The organism is Gordonia sp. SMJS1 (genome assembly GCF_029866425.1).
GTDB classification, from domain to species: domain Bacteria; phylum Actinomycetota; class Actinomycetes; order Mycobacteriales; family Mycobacteriaceae; genus Gordonia; species Gordonia hongkongensis.
Window position 1 is genome coordinate 3352586 of sequence record NZ_CP123381.1, and the last position, 14686, is coordinate 3367271.

Sequence of the window (14686 nt, forward strand, 5' to 3'; positions counted from 1 at the left end):
AGATCACCCGCGGGATGGGCACTCTCGATGCCGAGATCTACGATTCGATCGCCCGGTCCCCGAGCCCGCTCCTCGACGTGACGATGCCGATACTCACCCGGGCCGCCGACCATTCGAAGCTGTGGATGGCGATCGCCGCCGGGCTCGCCGTGTCCGGCCGTCCCTCGCTGCAGCGCGGTGCCGCACGCGGACTGGTCTCGCTCGCCGTGACGAGTCTGGTCACCAACCAGGGGGCGAAGCGGATCCGCAACCGCTCGCGGCCCTCCCACGGACTGATCCCGTTGTCCCGGCGGGGTCGTCGACGCCCGACGTCGAACTCGCTGCCGTCCGGACACTCGGCCAGTGCTGCCGCCTTCGCCGTCGGTGTGGCCGTCGAGAATCCGCCCGCGGGTCTGTTGTTGTCGGCACTGGCCGGGCTCGTCGGGCTGTCCCGGGTGGCGACCGGGGCACACTACCCCGGCGACGTGGTCGCGGGGCTCGGCATCGGCGCCGTCATCGCCACCATCGGTGCCCGTGTCGTGCCGCCCATCACCGAACCGTCGCTGTCCCTGGCCGCCCCGTCGGTCGTCGACGTGGGACCCAACCCCGACGGGGCAGGTCTGGTCGTCGTCGTCAACCCGGGCTCCGCGGACGGCCGTGGGCGCCGGGTCCTCGAGGAGATCCGTGGTCGGCTACCCGCCGCCGAGATCATCGAACTCGACGAGACCGACGACATGGCAGCCGTTTTCGCCGACGTGGCGGCCCGAGCGGAGATCCTCGGGGTGGCCGGTGGCGACGGCACCGTGGCATGTGCCGCCGCTCCTGCGCTGGCCGCCGACATTCCCGTCGCGGTCTTCCCGGCCGGCACGTTCAACCACTTCGCGCGTGACATCGGTTGCGGCACGGTGGACATTACGATCGACGCGATCCGTTCGGGTTCGGCGTCCCGTGTCGACGCGATGTGGCTCAACGACTCCCGCCTGATCCTCAACACCGCGAGCATCGGCGCGCACCCCGACTTCGTCCGGGTCCGCCGACGCCTGCAGCGGCGGATCAGCCGGCCGCTCGCGACCGCGGCGGCCGTATTGCACGTCCTCCGCAAAGATCCGCACGTCCGAATCGAGGTCGAGGGCCGTGTACTCGACGCGTCCCTGTTCCTCGTCGGCAACTCGATCTACCAGCCCACCGGATTCCTGCCGTCGCGACGCGTCCGGCTCGACGACGGCCTTCTCGACGTACGGATCCTCGAGACGAGCCATCGCTGGGCGACCCTGCGCCTCCTGGGTTCACTGGCGCTCGGTCGTCTCGAACGCTCTCACCTGTACCACGAGATGCAGGTCCCCGAGTTCCGCTTCACCGCGGTCGACGGCCCCGTCGCGGTGTCACACGACGGCGAGGTCGAGGAGTCGTTCTCGCAGGCCGACTTCCGCGTGGACTACCGCGTCCTGAAGGTCTTCCGGCCGGTCGGCCGGGAGCGTCCCTGACCGCTCACCGAGGGTCGCTCGGCGACGACACGAGAGCGCCCCACCGGAGATCCGGTGGGGCGCTCTCGTGGTGCGTGCGCGGCGCCGTGCGGCGTCGGCGTCAGTGCCTGTCGCTCAGTGCTTCTCGGGGCCGACGTGGTACTCGAAGACCAGTCCCGCCGCGGTGCCCATGATGACGACGGCCGCGAAGATCGCCAGCCAGAAGTTGCCGGTCGCGAAACCGACCGCGAACGTCGAGGCGCCGAGCGCGATCAGGATGGGCCACCAGGAGTGCGGGCTGAAGAAGCCCAGCTCCCCGGCGCCGTCCTCGACCTCGGCGTCCTCGTAGTCCTCGGGACGGATCTCGACGCGCCGGGCGACGAACCGGAAGAACGTGCCCGCGATGAGCGTCAGGCCGGCCGCGAAGAACAGGCCGACGACGCCGACCCACTCGATGCCCTTGCTGGTGAACGCGGTGAAGAGGGTGTATGCGACGCCCGTCAGAAAGAAGAAGGCGGTCAGCATCTCGAAGAGGCGTGCCTCGATCTTCATCGTCAGCTCACTTCCTTGGTGCAGTTGGCGAGGGTCGGGTTGTCGGGATCACCGGTGGCACCGACGGAGCCGTCGGTCGCGCGGCGGGTGTCGAACGGCACCGTGGTCACCGCTTCGGGTGCCTGGCAGATCGACGCGAGCGCTTCCGCATTGGTGGCGCTGGGGTTCGCCTCGCGGAACCGGATGTAGCTGTCGAAGTCCTCCGGCGAGACGGCGCGGACCTCGAAGTTCATCATCGAGTGGTACGTACCGCACATCTCGGCACAGCGGCCGACGAAGGCGCCGGTCCGGTCGATCGACTTGATCTGGAAGATCGGGTCGGTCGCGTTCTGCTCGGGGAACGGGAAGACGTCGCGCTTGTAGAGGAACTCCGGCACCCAGAACGAGTGGATGACGTCGGCCGAGGCGATGTTGAACTCGATGCGCTTGCCGGTCGGCAGCACCAGGACCGGGATCTCCGACGACGAGCCGACCGTCTCGATCCGGTCGAACTTCAGGTAGTCGCGGATGTCGTCGTCACGACCGCCGGCCGGACCGGGCAGCTCACCGTGCTCGCCGCCCTCGTCGCTGCCGGCGTGCTCGGTCTCGGCGCCGCTGCCGGTCTGGGCCTGGACCTCGAACGGGTTTCCGTTCTGCTCGAAGCCGTTGTAGGTGGTGCCGTCGGAGAACTCGACCTGGTTGTAGCCGAACTTCCAGTTCCACTGGAACGCGGTGACGTCGACGACGACCTTGGAGTCGTTGTTCTTGCCCTCGACGTTGTTCTGCACGATGACCGTGAAGTAGAAGAGCACGGCGATGATGACGAACGGGATCGCCGTGTAGGTGAGCTCCAGCGGCACGTTGTATGCCGTCTGGCGCGGGAACACGCCCTTCTTGGCGTCGTTCGCGCGGTGGAACGTGATCGTCCAGAAGATCAGCGCCCAGACCAGGACACCCATGACCAGCGCCGCGATGACCGACCAGGTCCACAGATCGACCATCTCTTTGCCGTCGGGCGTGACGCCCTCGGGCCAACCGAAACGCATCGCCTCACTGGCGCTGCAACCCGACATCAGCAGTGCGCCGAGGCCGAGAGCGGCGACGAATCCGAGTCGCTTCATCGTCCGCGACGCTGATGAGACACGCCTCGCTCGGGGCCGTCCACCGTGTGCCAATTTCACGCCTTCCTGCTCGCTCACCGGCGCCCTCGCGCCGAGGTGAGTGCATGCCACATGACCTGCACGGGGCAAGGTCTTGCCGTGGACACACAGCAATTCTTGCACCTAGTACTACGCAGCGTAGACCAACCCGCGGAAGCTGTCGGAATCGGGGCGCGATCGGCGTCGTGTCCCCCTCCCTCGGCCCCGCACCGGCGCCCACGGGTCGCGCGCGACAGTCGCGTTCGCTCGCACGGCCCACCGCGCCACATAGGAACTCCGCCCGCCGCTTCAGGCATACTCGGACGCGATCCGGCCCGGCGTCGGAATCGTGCGTGGACTGGCAACTGAACGGAGAGAACGAGACGTGTGTGGTCTGCTCGGCCTGCTGACATCCGACGGAACGGCCGCCGACGTCGTCGAACCGGTGGCGGTGGCCTCGCACTGCATGCGGCATCGTGGACCCGACGAGCCCGGCACGTGGCACGACGACGACATCGTGTTCGGGTTCAACCGCCTCTCGATCATCGACATCGAGCATTCGCATCAGCCGCTGCGCTGGGGCCCGCCCGAGAATCCCGACCGTTACGCGCTGGTGTTCAACGGCGAGATCTACAACTACCTGGAGATCCGCGCCGAGCTGGCGAAGGACGAGGGGGTGCTGTTCCGGACCGAGGGTGACAGCGAGGCGATCGTCGCAGCGTTCCACCACTGGGGCCCCGACGCGGTCAAACGGCTTCGCGGCATGTTCGCCTTCGCGATCTGGGACACCGAGAACCGCTCGCTCTTCCTCGCCCGCGACCCGTTCGGCATCAAGCCGCTGTTCGTCGCGTCGGGCCCCGGCGGGCTGATCTTCGGCAGCGAGAAGAAGAGCCTGCTCGAGCTGATCGAACGCGTCGGGCTGTCGACCGAGCTCGATCCCCGCGCGATCGAGCACTACACCGTGCTGCAGTACGTCCCGGAGCCCGAGACGATCCACGCGTCGATCCGGCGGCTCGAGTCGGGCTGCCACGCGACCGCCACGCCGGGCAGTCCCCTGTCGATCCGGCGGTACTTCACCCCGCAGTTCGGTGTTCGCCCGGTCACCGAGGCCACCCGGCAGAAGCGGTACGACGAGATCGCCGACGTCCTCGCCGATTCGGTCGCCAAGCACATGCGCGCCGACGTCACGGTCGGGTCGTTCCTGTCCGGCGGCATCGATTCGACGGCCATCGCGGCGCTCGCGATCCGGCACAACCCCGACCTCATCACCTTCACCACCGGCTTCGAGCGCGAGGGCTACTCGGAGGTCGACGTCGCCGCCGAGTCCGCGGAGGCGATCGGCGCTCGGCATGTCGTGAAGGTCGTCGGGCCGTCGGAGTTCATCGAGTCGATCCCGTCGATCGTCTGGTACCTCGACGATCCGGTCGCCGACCCGGCACTCGTCCCGCTGTACTTCGTGGCCGCCGAGGCGCGCAAGCACGTCAAGGTGGTCCTGTCCGGCGAGGGCGCCGACGAGTTGTTCGGCGGCTACACGATCTACAAGGAACCGCTGTCCCTCGCCGCGTTCGACCGGCTGCCCCGTGCGCTGCGTCGTGCGGCGGGCAAGGTGTCCGAGCGGATTCCGGAGGGGACCCGCGGCAAGAGCCTGCTGCACCGCGGGTCGCTCACGCTCGAGGAGCGCTACTACGGCAACGCCCGCAGCTTCGACGACGCGCGGCTCCGCGCGGTGCTGCGCGACTACCGTCCCGAATGGACCCACACCGACGTCACCGCACCGATCTACGCGATGAGCCAGGGCTGGGACCCGGTGGCCCGCATGCAACATCTGGACCTCTTCACCTGGCTGCGCGGGGACATCCTGGTCAAGGCCGACAAGATCACCATGGCCAACTCCCTCGAGCTGCGGGTGCCGTTCCTCGACCCGGAGGTCTTCGCGATCGCCGAAGGTCTCCCCCACGACGAGAAGATCGCGCACGGCACAACGAAATACGCGTTGCGCAAGGCGCTGGAGCAGATCGTCCCGGCGCACGTCCTGCATCGCAAGAAGCTCGGCTTCCCGGTCCCCATCCGCCACTGGCTGGCCGGCACCGAGATGTTCGACTGGGCGCACGACACGATCATGCATTCGCAGACCGATCACATCTTCGCCAAAGACGCGGTTGTCGCGATGCTCAACGAGCACCGAGAAGGCGTGGTGGACAACAGCCGTCGTCTCTGGACGGTCCTGATGTTCATGGTCTGGCACGGCATCTTCGTCGAGGGCACAATCGTCCCGGAGATCATCGACCACACCTACCCCGTGCGGGTCTGATTCCCCGACAACCGAAGCCGCCCACGAATCCGGGGCGGCTTCGGTGGCGACGGCGTCAGTGCGCGAGCTTGAGACCGATGACCCCGCCGACGATCATCACCAGGAACAGCGCCTTGAGCAGCGAAACCGGTTCCTCACCGGTGGCCATCGCATAGACGACGGTCAGCACCGCGCCGATACCGACCCACACCGCATAGGCGGTCCCGACCGGCAGATCGCGCATCGCATACGCCAGTCCGACCATGCTGGCGACCAGCGCGACCCCGAACACGGCCGTCGGACCCAGCTTGCTGAAACCCTCCGACTTGCCCAGCGCGGTTGCCCACACGGCTTCCAGGACACCGGACACGATCAGAACGATCCACGACATGACGCTCCCTCCGGGCCGTCTTGTCGCACACCGGGTACAGCACCCCTCGTCCGGGAGTCCTCGATCGGGACTCCGTTCCAACGTCTCACGCCGGGGCGGGGGTGGCAACGTCAGACGCGTCACCACCCCGGAGAACCGGACTCAGCCGGCGAACGCCGCCTTGATCTCCGCGGCCGCCTCGGCGCCGTAGGCGCCCTCGATCCGAGCCAGGGCCGAGTCCGGGTCCCAGGCCCAGTCCTGTGTCGAGACGGTCTCCAGCACGAGCACCGCGACCATCGAGCCGACCTGTGCGGCCCGCTCGAAGTCGAGCCCGCGCGCCAGCGCGGACAGGAACCCGGCGCGGAACCCGTCGCCGACACCGGTGGGGTCGACCTTCTCCGTCTCCGGCACGACGGGGACGTGGATGCGCGTGCCGTCGCGGTCGACGATCTCGACGCCGTCCTTGCCGAGCGTCGTGACGCGCACGCCGACCATCTCCGCGACCTGCGCCTCGGACAATCCGGCCTTCTGGCGCAGCAGTCCCCACTCGTACTCGTTGGTGAACAGGTAGGCGGCGCCGTCGATGAGCGTGCGGGTCTGCTCCCCGTCGAGGCGGGCCAGCTGCTGCGACGGGTCCGCCGCGAACGGGATACCGGCGGCCCGGCACTCTTCGGTGTGGCGGATCATCCCGGCCGGATCGTCGGCCCCGATGAGGACGAGGTCGGGCGTCCCGACCTCGGCGATGACCTCGGACAGCACGATCTCGCGGCTCTCGCTCATCGCGCCGGCGTAGAACGTGGCGAGCTGGGCCATCGTCTCGTCGGTGGTGCACATGAACCGGGCGGTGTGGTGGGTCTCCGAGACCCGCACGCCCCGGCAGTCGACCCCGTTGGCTTCGAGCCACTGGCGGTAGTCGTGGAAGTCGGACCCGACCGCGCCGACCAGAACGGGCGCACCGCCGAGCTGACCCATCGCGTAGCAGATGTTGCCGCCGACACCGCCGCGCCGCACGACGAGATCCTCCACGAGGAAGCTGAGGGAGATGTGTTCGAGGTGGTCTCCGAGCAGCTGCTCGGAGAACTTGCCCGGGAACTTCATCAGATGGTCGGTTGCGATGGACCCACACACAACGATTGCCACTGGAGATCTCGACCCTTCGATTGGTTGCCCGACGGATGTACCCAGCAGGTGGTCACCTCACCCGGACAGGTGATGACACAGACAGGTGTCCACGCTACTCACTCATCGGCAAACGACACCGGCCGCACCCCAAGTGGGATGCGGCCGGTACCGGAAAATTGCTGACGTGTACGGCGTCAGTTGAACGAATCGCCGCAGGCGCAACTGCCGGTGGCGTTCGGGTTGTCGATGGTGAAGCCCTGCTTCTCGATGGTGTCGACGAAGTCGATGGTGGCTCCCTGCACGTAGGGGGCGCTCATGCGGTCGACGGCGAGGGTGACGCCACCGAAATCGGTGGTGATGTCGCCGTCGAGAGTGCGGTCGTCGAAGAAGAGCTGGTATCGCAGGCCCGCGCAACCACCCGGCTGTACGGCGATACGCAGCGCGAGGTCGTCGCGGCCCTCCTGGTCGAGCAGCGCCTTGGCCTTCGACGCGGCTGCGTCGCTGAGGATGACGCCGGTGCTCGTGGCTGTGCCCGTTTCGTTCTGCACGGTCATGGATGCTCCTGTAAGTGGTGTGGTCCCGGTGCATCGTGGCCCGATGCCGTGGTTGGGGTGTGCCCTCACGGTCGTTCGGGATTCACCCGCTCGCCGGGAGGTCGACCGGTGTGCCCGTGCGTACAACCGTACTCCTCCCCGTGGTATTCCCGTCCAGTCGGACGGGCGTTTCCGGGAGGTCGGCACCCGATTCGGCGGCACGGCGCGACGCCGAGGTCAGCCCGGACCGTCCGCCGCCCGGAAGTCGGATGCGACCGACGTCGCGAGCGCGACGAGCTGGTTCTCCGCATCGTTCATCGCGACCTCGACCGATCCGGCGATGTCGACGATCGCATACGCGGCCGCGACACCGGCCGCTCGGATCTCGTCGGGGCCCAGTGCGACCTGCCCCGCGAGGACGATCGTCGGCGCACCCGCGCCCCGGGCGCCGATCGTCGAGGCCGCCTCGTGAAGTGCGGCGACCACCTTGCCCCGGAGCGTCTGGGCGTCGAACTTCCCCTCTCCGGTGACCACGACATCGGCCGCGGCCACCTCGGCCGCCAGCCCGGTCGCCTCCGTGACGACGGTGGCACCGGACACCCGGGTACCGCCGAGCGCGAGCAGCGCCGCACCCAGCCCGCCCGCGGCGCCGGCGCCGGGCTCATCGGCGACATCCCGGCCGGCGAGCGCACTCAACACCTGCGCCCGGTCGGCGAGGCGGGTCTCGAGCAGTTCGACCGTCTCCGGGTCGGCGCCCTTCTGCGGACCGAAGACCGCGGCCGCTCCCGACGGCCCGAGCAGCGGGTTCTCCACATCGGACGCCACCACCAGATCCACACCCCGGAGTCGCTCCCGGGCGCGGTCGCCGCCACCGAGGGCTTCCACGAGGCCGGCGCCGCCATCGGTCGTCGCACTGCCGCCGAGGCCGATCACGATCCGCTCGGCCCCGCGCGCCAGCGCCGCCGCGACGAGTTCGCCGACCCCGCGGGTATCGGCTGCCGTCGCCGTCCGCGGCGTCGGCGTCCCGCCCAGCTGGTGCAGACCGCACGCCTGGGCGCACTCGATGTATGCGGTCGACGACGCGTCGTCGAGAAGCCATCGCGCGATGACCCCCGCCCCGAGCGGACCGGACACCGGTTCGGCGATCACGGTCCCGAACCGCGAGGCGAGCACGTCGACGAAGCCGGGTCCGCCATCCGACTGCGGAGCCACGACAAGCTCGTCCCCATGCCGTGCCGCACGCCACCCTCGGGCGATCGCCCGCGCCGCGACCACTGCGGACATGGTGTCACCGAACGAATCCGGCGCGATCAGGATCCGCACCGGGATCCCGCCGTCGGCCCCGTGGGTGCTCCACCGCGCTGCGCGCCGTTCCCGGTCATGAGCACGGAGTGTAAGTGGCCGAACCCGACCCGGCAGCGCGACATCGACGCGGGACGGATCCGCGATACACCGCGCGAAGCCGCAGATGCCGAGTCCGCCGGGGTGACCACCCGAAAGCGACGACCACGCGTTTGTCTCGCAACATCGATCACCTAGGCTCTACAGCGTGAAGCTGCCATGGAAGAAGGACGACACCCAGGCGGATTCCGGCGACAGCTCGGTCTCCACCTACACCGCCGACGACGAGTCCGGCACCGACGTCGCGCCCTCCACCAAGGGCAGCAAGTACACCCCGGGCAAGGGTCGTCCGACGCCGTCTCGCCGACAGGCCGAGAACAAGCGACGCGGTCCCGTCGCACCGCCCCCGACGAACCGCGCCGAGGCGCGCGCCCGCAAGAAGGAACTGAAGTCCACGCTCTCCAAAGAGGAGAAGCGCGCACTCTCCGCCGAGCGCCGCGAGAAGCGGCTCCAGCAGCGCGAACGGATGATGGCCGGCGACGAGGCCTACCTGATGCCGCGCGACAAGGGCGCCTCGCGGCGCTACACCCGCGACATCGTCGACGCCCGACGCAACTTCGCCGGGCTGTTCATGCCGTTCGCGATCCTGCTGATCGTGTTGATGTTCCTGGTCCCGCAGGCAGCGGCGCTGACCAACCTGATCCTGGTCGCCTTCGTCGTGCTGATGGCGGCCGACGGTGTGATCCTGGGCCGCATGGTCAATCGGCGGGTCGCCGAACGTTTCCCCGAGTCCAGCGACGGCGGTTTCAAGCTGGGCTGGTACGCGTTCACGCGCGCGATGCAGCTGCGCAAGATGCGCGCCCCCAAGCCGATGGTCTCGCCGGGCGACGAAGTCTGATCGATGACCGATCGCGCAGCGCGCACCCTCGTCCTCGGCGGCGTGCGCTCGGGTAAGTCCGCGCACGGAGAGTCGTTGCTCGACGGCCACCGTCAGATCCGCTACCTGGCCACGGGCCCGCTGACGTCCTCCGACGGGGAGTGGATGGACCGGGTCCGGCTCCATCGCGAACGCCGCGACGACCGGTACACGACGATCGAGACGACCGATCTCGGCCAGGCCCTGCGCGCCGCGCCCGACATCCCGGCCCTCGTCGACGACCTGGGCAACTGGCTCACCGCGCAGATCGACGCCGTCCACGGTTGGACCTCGGGTTCGGAGATCGACCTCGACGGCCGGATCGACGACCTGTGCGATGCCCTGCGCGCGATGTCGGCCGACTTCGTGATCATCAGCCCGGAAGCCGGCCTCTCGCTCGTACCGCCCACCCCCGCCGGCCGGGTGTTCCAAGACCTGCTCGGGACCCTCAACGTCCGGGTCGCCGAGGTGTGCGAGCGTGTCGATCTCGTCGTCGCCGGCCGGGTCCTGCACCTCCCCGCCGGAGCTCCCGCCGACGAGTCCGGAATCCCGCATGCAACAGCCGGCGCGGACCCGGCCGGCAACGCGGACCCGGCGTCGGACGCCCCGGTTTCGGCCACCCCGGCATCGGACACCCCGACGACGACTCCGTCCGCCTCCGACGACCCGACCGCGACGCCGCCGAGCACAGCAGCGGCGGCCGCGGTGGCAACCACTTTCGGCGCAGCACCCGAACCTGTTGCGGGCGTGGGTGTCTCGGAACGGCCCCGGCCCGACCCCACGGACGCCGAGGTGTTCGCACCGATCGCGCCGCCGGACGAGGCGGTCGCGCAGGATGCGCGGAAACGGCAGGCGGTACTCACCAAGCCGCCGGGGTCGCTGGGCCGCGTCGAGGAGATCGGCGTCTGGATCGCCGCATGCCAGGGGCAGTGTCCGCCCGCGCCACTCATCTCCCCCACCGTCGTCGTCTTCGCCGGCGATCACGGTGTCGCACGCGGCGGCGTGTCGGCGTTCCCACCCGAGGTGACCGCGCAGATGGTCGCCAACATCGCCGCGGGGGGTGCCGCAGTGAACGTGATGGCGGGCCGTGTCGGCGCCGCGGTGAAGGTCGTCGACATGTCCGTCGACGCCGACACCCCGCCGGAACTGTCGCGGTACAAGGTCCGTCGCAGCAGCGAAGACCTCCGCACCACCGACACCATCAGCCTCGCCGAGGCACGTGAGGCGCTGGCCGCCGGACGCGCCATCGCCGACGACCTCGTCGACTCGGGCACCGACCTGCTCATCGCCGGCGAGATGGGCATCGGCAACACCACCCCGGCGACCGTCCTCATCGGCGCGCTGACCCGGCGCGAGCCGGTCGAGATCGTCGGCCGCGGCACCGGCGTCGACGACGCCGGATGGATGCGGAAGACGGCCGCGATCCGAGACGGAATGCGTCGCGCGCGCAAGGTCATCCACGACCCCCTCGCGCTGCTCGCCGCCGTCGGCGGCGCCGATCTCGCCGCCACCGTCGGCTTCCTCGCCCAAGCGGCGCTGCGTCGGACGCCGGTCATTCTCGACGGCGTGGTGATCACCGCCGCGGCGATGGTCGCCAACGAACTCGCACCGGGGGCGATGCGCTGGTGGATCGCCGGACACCGGTCGGTCGAACCCGCCCATCAGATCGCGCTGGACCACCTCGATCTCGTTCCGGTACTCGACCTCTCGATGCGCCTGGGCGAAGGCAGCGGTGCCGTCCTGGCACTGCCGATCGTGCAATCCGCCGCCGACCTGCTCGGCTCGATGGCCACCTTCGACGAGGCGGGGGTGTCCGACCGGGAGGCCGAACACGCCACCGTCCAGACGACCTGACGCCGAACCGATCCGAGATGATCTCGCCGATCCGGGCGCTGCGCACCGCGTTCAGCTGGCTCACGGTGGTACCCGTCGGTGGTCACGCAGGCGCTTCCGCACCCGACCGGGAGCTGGGAGCGGCGGTCATGGCGTCGGTCCCGGCGATCGGCGCCGCCCTGGGCGCGGCGTCGGCAGGACTGGCTTTCGGGCTCGCGCAGACCGACCTCCCGGCGGTCACGGCGGGCGTGCTGATCGTCGTGCTGCTCGGCGTCGCCACCCGGGGCATGCACCTCGACGGGCTCGCCGACACCGCGGACGGACTCGGGTGCTACGGGCCGCCCGATCGTGTCACCGAGGTCATGCGCAGCGGCACCGTCGGACCGTTCGGCGTCGCGACGCTTGTCCTCACACTCGCCGTGCAGTCGACCGGGTTCGCCGCGCTCGCGAACGGGTCTCGTTGGTACGACCTCGTTTTCGCGATCGCCCTCGGGCGGTTCGGCGCAGTCGTCGGCACCCGGCGGTCCCTGGAACCGGCCCACCACAACGGTTTCGGCGCCCTGGTCGCGGGGACCCAGCGCTCCTCGGTCGCCGCGTGGTTCGTGGTGGCCCTGCTCGCAACCGTGCCGCTCGGACTGTCCGCCAACGGATTCGACGGCGGCCACGTCGAGGTGGCCGCCGTCGTCCAGGGGTGTGCGATCGTGCTGGCCGTGACCGCCTTCGCGTGGTGGTTCACGAGGCACTGCGCTCGCCGGATGGGTGGGATGACCGGCGACGTGCTGGGCGCGACCATCGAACTCGGGGTCGCGATCGGTGTCGTCGGCCTCCTGCTCTGAGGCGTCGTGGCGCCGCTCAGCGGCGGTAGAGCTCCGTCATCCACCCGTGGGTGTCGGCGAAGGTGCCGCGCTGGATGCCGGTCAGGGTGTCACGCAACGCCTGCGTCACCTCACCGGTCTCACCGTTGTTGATGGTGTAGTCCTCGCCCTCACCCTTGACCCGGCCGACCGGGGTGATGACCGCGGCGGTGCCACAGGCGAACACCTCGGTGATGTCGCCCGACGCCACGCCCTTGCGCAGCTCCTCGGTGGTGATCTTGCGTTCCTCGACCTCGAAGCCGGCATCGGTGGCCAGCGTCAGCAACGACGAACGGGTGATGCCGGGCAGCAGTGAGCCCGACAACTCGGGGGTCACCAGCCGGGCGTCGGCGCCTGAGCCGAACACGAAGAACAGATTCATGCCGCCCATCTCCTCGATGAAGCGGCGTTCGATCGCGTCGAGCCACACGACCTGGTCGCACCCCTGCTCGGTGGCCTGCCGCTGGGCGAGGAACGCGGCGGCATAGTTGCCACCGCACTTGGCGAATCCGGTGCCGCCCGGTGCCGCGCGGACATACTCGGTGGACAGCCAGACACTCACCGGCTTGATCCCACCGGCGAAGTAGGCGCCCGCCGGCGAGGCGATGACCGAGTAGATGTAGCTGGAGGACGGGGCGTTGACGCCGAGGCTGGCCTGCGACGCGAACATGAACGGCCGGAGGTAGAGCGCCTCTTCGCCACCAGCGGCGGGCACCCACTCGTTGTCGGCCTCGAGCAGGGCCTTGAGCGAGGCGATGAAATCCTCGACCGGCAGCGCGGGCATCGCGAGCCGCTCCGCGCTGCGCTGGAGACGCGCGGCGTTCGCCTCGGGGCGGAACGCGGCGATCGAACCGTCCGGCTGCCGATAGGCCTTGAGCCCCTCGAACACCTCTTGGCCGTAGTGCAGAACCGTGGCCGCGGGGTCGAGGGCGATCGGACCGTACGGCTTCACCGTGGCGTTGTGCCAACCCACCCCTGCGTCGTAATCGATCATCACCATGTTGTCGGTGAAGTGGCGCCCGAATCCGGGGGCGGACAGGATCTCCGCGCGCCGGCCCTCAGACACCGGGTGCGGATGCTCGGTACGGTTGAACTCCAAGGTCATCACGCCATCGTACCGCCGGGCACAAAAGCATTTCCCGGCCCGGTCGGCTGACCCCCGGGGCTGCGTGGGACGTCGCGCGAGGGCCCGCAGGTCACACGTGCGACGGCACGAACGGCGGGATCACGACCTCGCACGCCAGGTCCCGCCCGCGGACGTCGACGACGACCTCGTCGCCTTTGCGCACCCCGGACGCCGTATCGAGCAGCGCCAGTGCGATGCCCTGTTTGAGGGTGGGCGAGAACGTCCCCGACGTACAGGTGCCGATCTGCTGGTCCTTCCCCGCCAGGCGGACCACGCACCCCGCACGCGGCACCCCGCGGCCGGTCGCCCGCAACCCGTACAGACGACGCGTCGGTCCGGCCTCCTTCTCGGCGAGTAGGGCGTCGCGTCCGAAGAACGACGGCTTGTCCCAGCCGACCGCCCAACTCGACCGCGCCTGCACCGGCGAGATGTCGGGCCCCAGCTCGTGGCCGTGCAGCGCATATCCCATCTCGGTGCGCAGGGTGTCCCGCGCGCCCAGGCCCGCAGGCAACCCGCCGGCCGCCGCGATCGCTTCCAGTAGGACGTCGAACACCGCACCCGCATCGTCCCACCGCGGCACGATCTCGTACCCGCGTTCACCGGTGTATCCGGTGCGGCACACGCGGACCGGTGCCACGCCGTCGGCGGTCGTCAGGTCGGCGTCGGCGAACGCCATGTACTCCATGTCGGCGGGCAGTCCGAGCCCGGCAAGGATCTCGGGCGACTTCGGCCCCTGCACCGCGAGCACGGCGAGGTCGCGGTGCTGGTCGGTGATCGAGATCCCTTCCGGCGCAACCGCTTGCAGCTGGTCGACCACGGACGCGGTGTTCGCCGCATTGGGCACCAGGAAGACCTCGTCCTCGCCGACGAGGTAGGCGATCAGGTCGTCGACGACACCACCGGAGTCGTTGCAGCACAACGTGTATTGCGCCTTGCCCGGCACGATCTTGCCGAGGTCGTTGGTGAGCGTCGAGTTGACGAAGGCGGCCGCACCTTCGCCGGACACCAGTGCCTTGCCGAGGTGGCTGACGTCGAAGATGCCCACGCTCTCCCGCACCGCGGCGTGCTCGGCGACCGTGCCGGAGTACGACACCGGCATGTTCCAGCCGCCGAACTCGGCGAAGGTGGCCCCCAGTGCGGCATGACGGTCGGCGATCGGCCCGGCGAGGAGTTCACTCATGCCGTCCAC

The 14686-nt window shown here is 69.5% G+C and carries 13 protein-coding genes and 1 riboswitch; of the genes, 5 read left to right on the forward strand and 8 right to left on the reverse strand.

All coding sequences use genetic code 11. The features are described 5' to 3' along the window. The first annotated feature begins 14 nt into the window (after positions 1-14). The gene (locus tag QAD21_RS15220; RefSeq protein WP_137808472.1) at positions 15-1463 is read left to right on the forward strand and encodes a bifunctional phosphatase PAP2/diacylglycerol kinase family protein; all 1449 of its coding nucleotides are present in this window, start codon (positions 15-17) and stop codon (positions 1461-1463) included. Between the two features lie 114 nt (positions 1464-1577). Here QAD21_RS15220 and QAD21_RS15225 read toward each other — a convergent pair whose 3' ends face one another. Both QAD21_RS15225 and QAD21_RS15230 read right to left on the reverse strand, forming a co-directional pair. Further along, the gene (locus QAD21_RS15225; protein WP_058253080.1) at positions 1578-1994 is read right to left on the reverse strand and encodes a cytochrome c oxidase subunit 4; all 417 of its coding nucleotides are present in this window, start codon (positions 1992-1994) and stop codon (positions 1578-1580) included. Between the two features lie 2 nt (positions 1995-1996). Further along, on the reverse strand, positions 1997-3094 hold the full coding sequence (locus QAD21_RS15230) for a cytochrome c oxidase subunit II (protein WP_078112804.1): 1098 nt from the start codon (positions 3092-3094) through the stop codon (positions 1997-1999). 403 nt (positions 3095-3497) lie between these two features. Between QAD21_RS15230 and asnB the strand changes: the two genes are divergently transcribed. Further along, the gene (gene asnB / locus QAD21_RS15235) at positions 3498-5423 is read left to right on the forward strand and encodes an asparagine synthase (glutamine-hydrolyzing) (RefSeq protein ID WP_065630051.1); all 1926 of its coding nucleotides are present in this window, start codon (positions 3498-3500) and stop codon (positions 5421-5423) included. A 55-nt stretch (positions 5424-5478) separates the two neighbouring features. On the opposite strand, the gene QAD21_RS15240 is transcribed toward asnB, so the two are convergent. The 4 genes from QAD21_RS15240 to QAD21_RS15255 form a co-directional block, all read right to left on the reverse strand. Further along, a complete protein-coding gene (locus QAD21_RS15240) occupies positions 5479-5793 on the reverse strand; it encodes a multidrug efflux SMR transporter (RefSeq protein WP_068972093.1) in 315 nt (104 codons plus the stop codon). 9 nt (positions 5794-5802) lie between these two features. Next, a riboswitch (guanidine-III (ykkC-III) riboswitch) is annotated at positions 5803-5869 on the reverse strand. Positions 5870-5934: 65 nt separating this feature from the next. Beyond that, the gene (locus tag QAD21_RS15245; RefSeq protein WP_189340143.1) at positions 5935-6912 is read right to left on the reverse strand and encodes a carbohydrate kinase family protein; all 978 of its coding nucleotides are present in this window, start codon (positions 6910-6912) and stop codon (positions 5935-5937) included. 176 nt (positions 6913-7088) lie between these two features. After that, positions 7089-7448: an iron-sulfur cluster assembly accessory protein gene (locus tag QAD21_RS15250; RefSeq protein WP_058253100.1), complete on the reverse strand. Its 360-nt coding sequence runs from the start codon at positions 7446-7448 to the stop codon at positions 7089-7091. Between the two features lie 216 nt (positions 7449-7664). Then, complete coding sequence (locus QAD21_RS15255; RefSeq protein ID WP_137808471.1) at positions 7665-8750, reverse strand: glycerate kinase; 1086 nt, start codon at positions 8748-8750, stop codon at positions 7665-7667. 226 nt (positions 8751-8976) lie between these two features. On the opposite strand from QAD21_RS15255, the gene QAD21_RS15260 reads away from it, so the two are divergent. From QAD21_RS15260 to QAD21_RS15270, 3 genes are read left to right on the forward strand one after another with little or no spacing between them, the layout of a single operon-like run. Next, on the forward strand, positions 8977-9666 hold the full coding sequence (locus QAD21_RS15260) for a DUF3043 domain-containing protein (protein WP_058253102.1): 690 nt from the start codon (positions 8977-8979) through the stop codon (positions 9664-9666). A gap of 3 nt (positions 9667-9669) precedes the next feature. Next, a complete protein-coding gene (cobT, locus tag QAD21_RS15265) occupies positions 9670-11538 on the forward strand; it encodes a nicotinate-nucleotide--dimethylbenzimidazole phosphoribosyltransferase (RefSeq protein ID WP_137808470.1) in 1869 nt (622 codons plus the stop codon). Positions 11539-11555: 17 nt separating this feature from the next. Then, the gene (locus QAD21_RS15270) at positions 11556-12353 is read left to right on the forward strand and encodes an adenosylcobinamide-GDP ribazoletransferase (protein ID WP_137808469.1); all 798 of its coding nucleotides are present in this window, start codon (positions 11556-11558) and stop codon (positions 12351-12353) included. A gap of 16 nt (positions 12354-12369) precedes the next feature. Here QAD21_RS15270 and QAD21_RS15275 read toward each other — a convergent pair whose 3' ends face one another. Together QAD21_RS15275 and gcvT are read right to left on the reverse strand one after the other, a co-directional pair. Then, positions 12370-13476, reverse strand: coding sequence for a branched-chain amino acid aminotransferase (locus QAD21_RS15275; RefSeq protein ID WP_058253105.1), 1107 nt, complete (start codon positions 13474-13476; stop codon positions 12370-12372). Between the two features lie 91 nt (positions 13477-13567). Continuing rightward, positions 13568-14677: a glycine cleavage system aminomethyltransferase GcvT gene (gene gcvT, locus QAD21_RS15280; protein ID WP_068972102.1), complete on the reverse strand. Its 1110-nt coding sequence runs from the start codon at positions 14675-14677 to the stop codon at positions 13568-13570. Positions 14678-14686: the final 9 nt, after the last annotated feature.

Excerpts from the sequence above, each read along its gene's own strand:
- QAD21_RS15230 (WP_078112804.1), bottom strand. The coding sequence starts at position 3,094 with ATGAAGCGACTCGGATTCGTCGCCGCTCTCGGCCTCGGCGCACTGCTG.
- QAD21_RS15270 (WP_137808469.1), top strand. The coding sequence starts at position 11,556 with ATGATCTCGCCGATCCGGGCGCTGCGCACCGCGTTCAGCTGGCTCACG.
- cobT (WP_137808470.1), top strand. The coding sequence starts at position 9,670 with ATGACCGATCGCGCAGCGCGCACCCTCGTCCTCGGCGGCGTGCGCTCG.
- QAD21_RS15220 (WP_137808472.1), top strand. The coding sequence starts at position 15 with ATGGGCACTCTCGATGCCGAGATCTACGATTCGATCGCCCGGTCCCCG.
- QAD21_RS15240 (WP_068972093.1), bottom strand. The coding sequence starts at position 5,793 with ATGTCGTGGATCGTTCTGATCGTGTCCGGTGTCCTGGAAGCCGTGTGG.
- gcvT (WP_068972102.1), bottom strand. The coding sequence starts at position 14,677 with ATGAGTGAACTCCTCGCCGGGCCGATCGCCGACCGTCATGCCGCACTG.
- QAD21_RS15225 (WP_058253080.1), bottom strand. The coding sequence starts at position 1,994 with ATGAAGATCGAGGCACGCCTCTTCGAGATGCTGACCGCCTTCTTCTTT.
- QAD21_RS15250 (WP_058253100.1), bottom strand. The coding sequence starts at position 7,448 with ATGACCGTGCAGAACGAAACGGGCACAGCCACGAGCACCGGCGTCATC.
- QAD21_RS15275 (WP_058253105.1), bottom strand. The coding sequence starts at position 13,476 with ATGACCTTGGAGTTCAACCGTACCGAGCATCCGCACCCGGTGTCTGAG.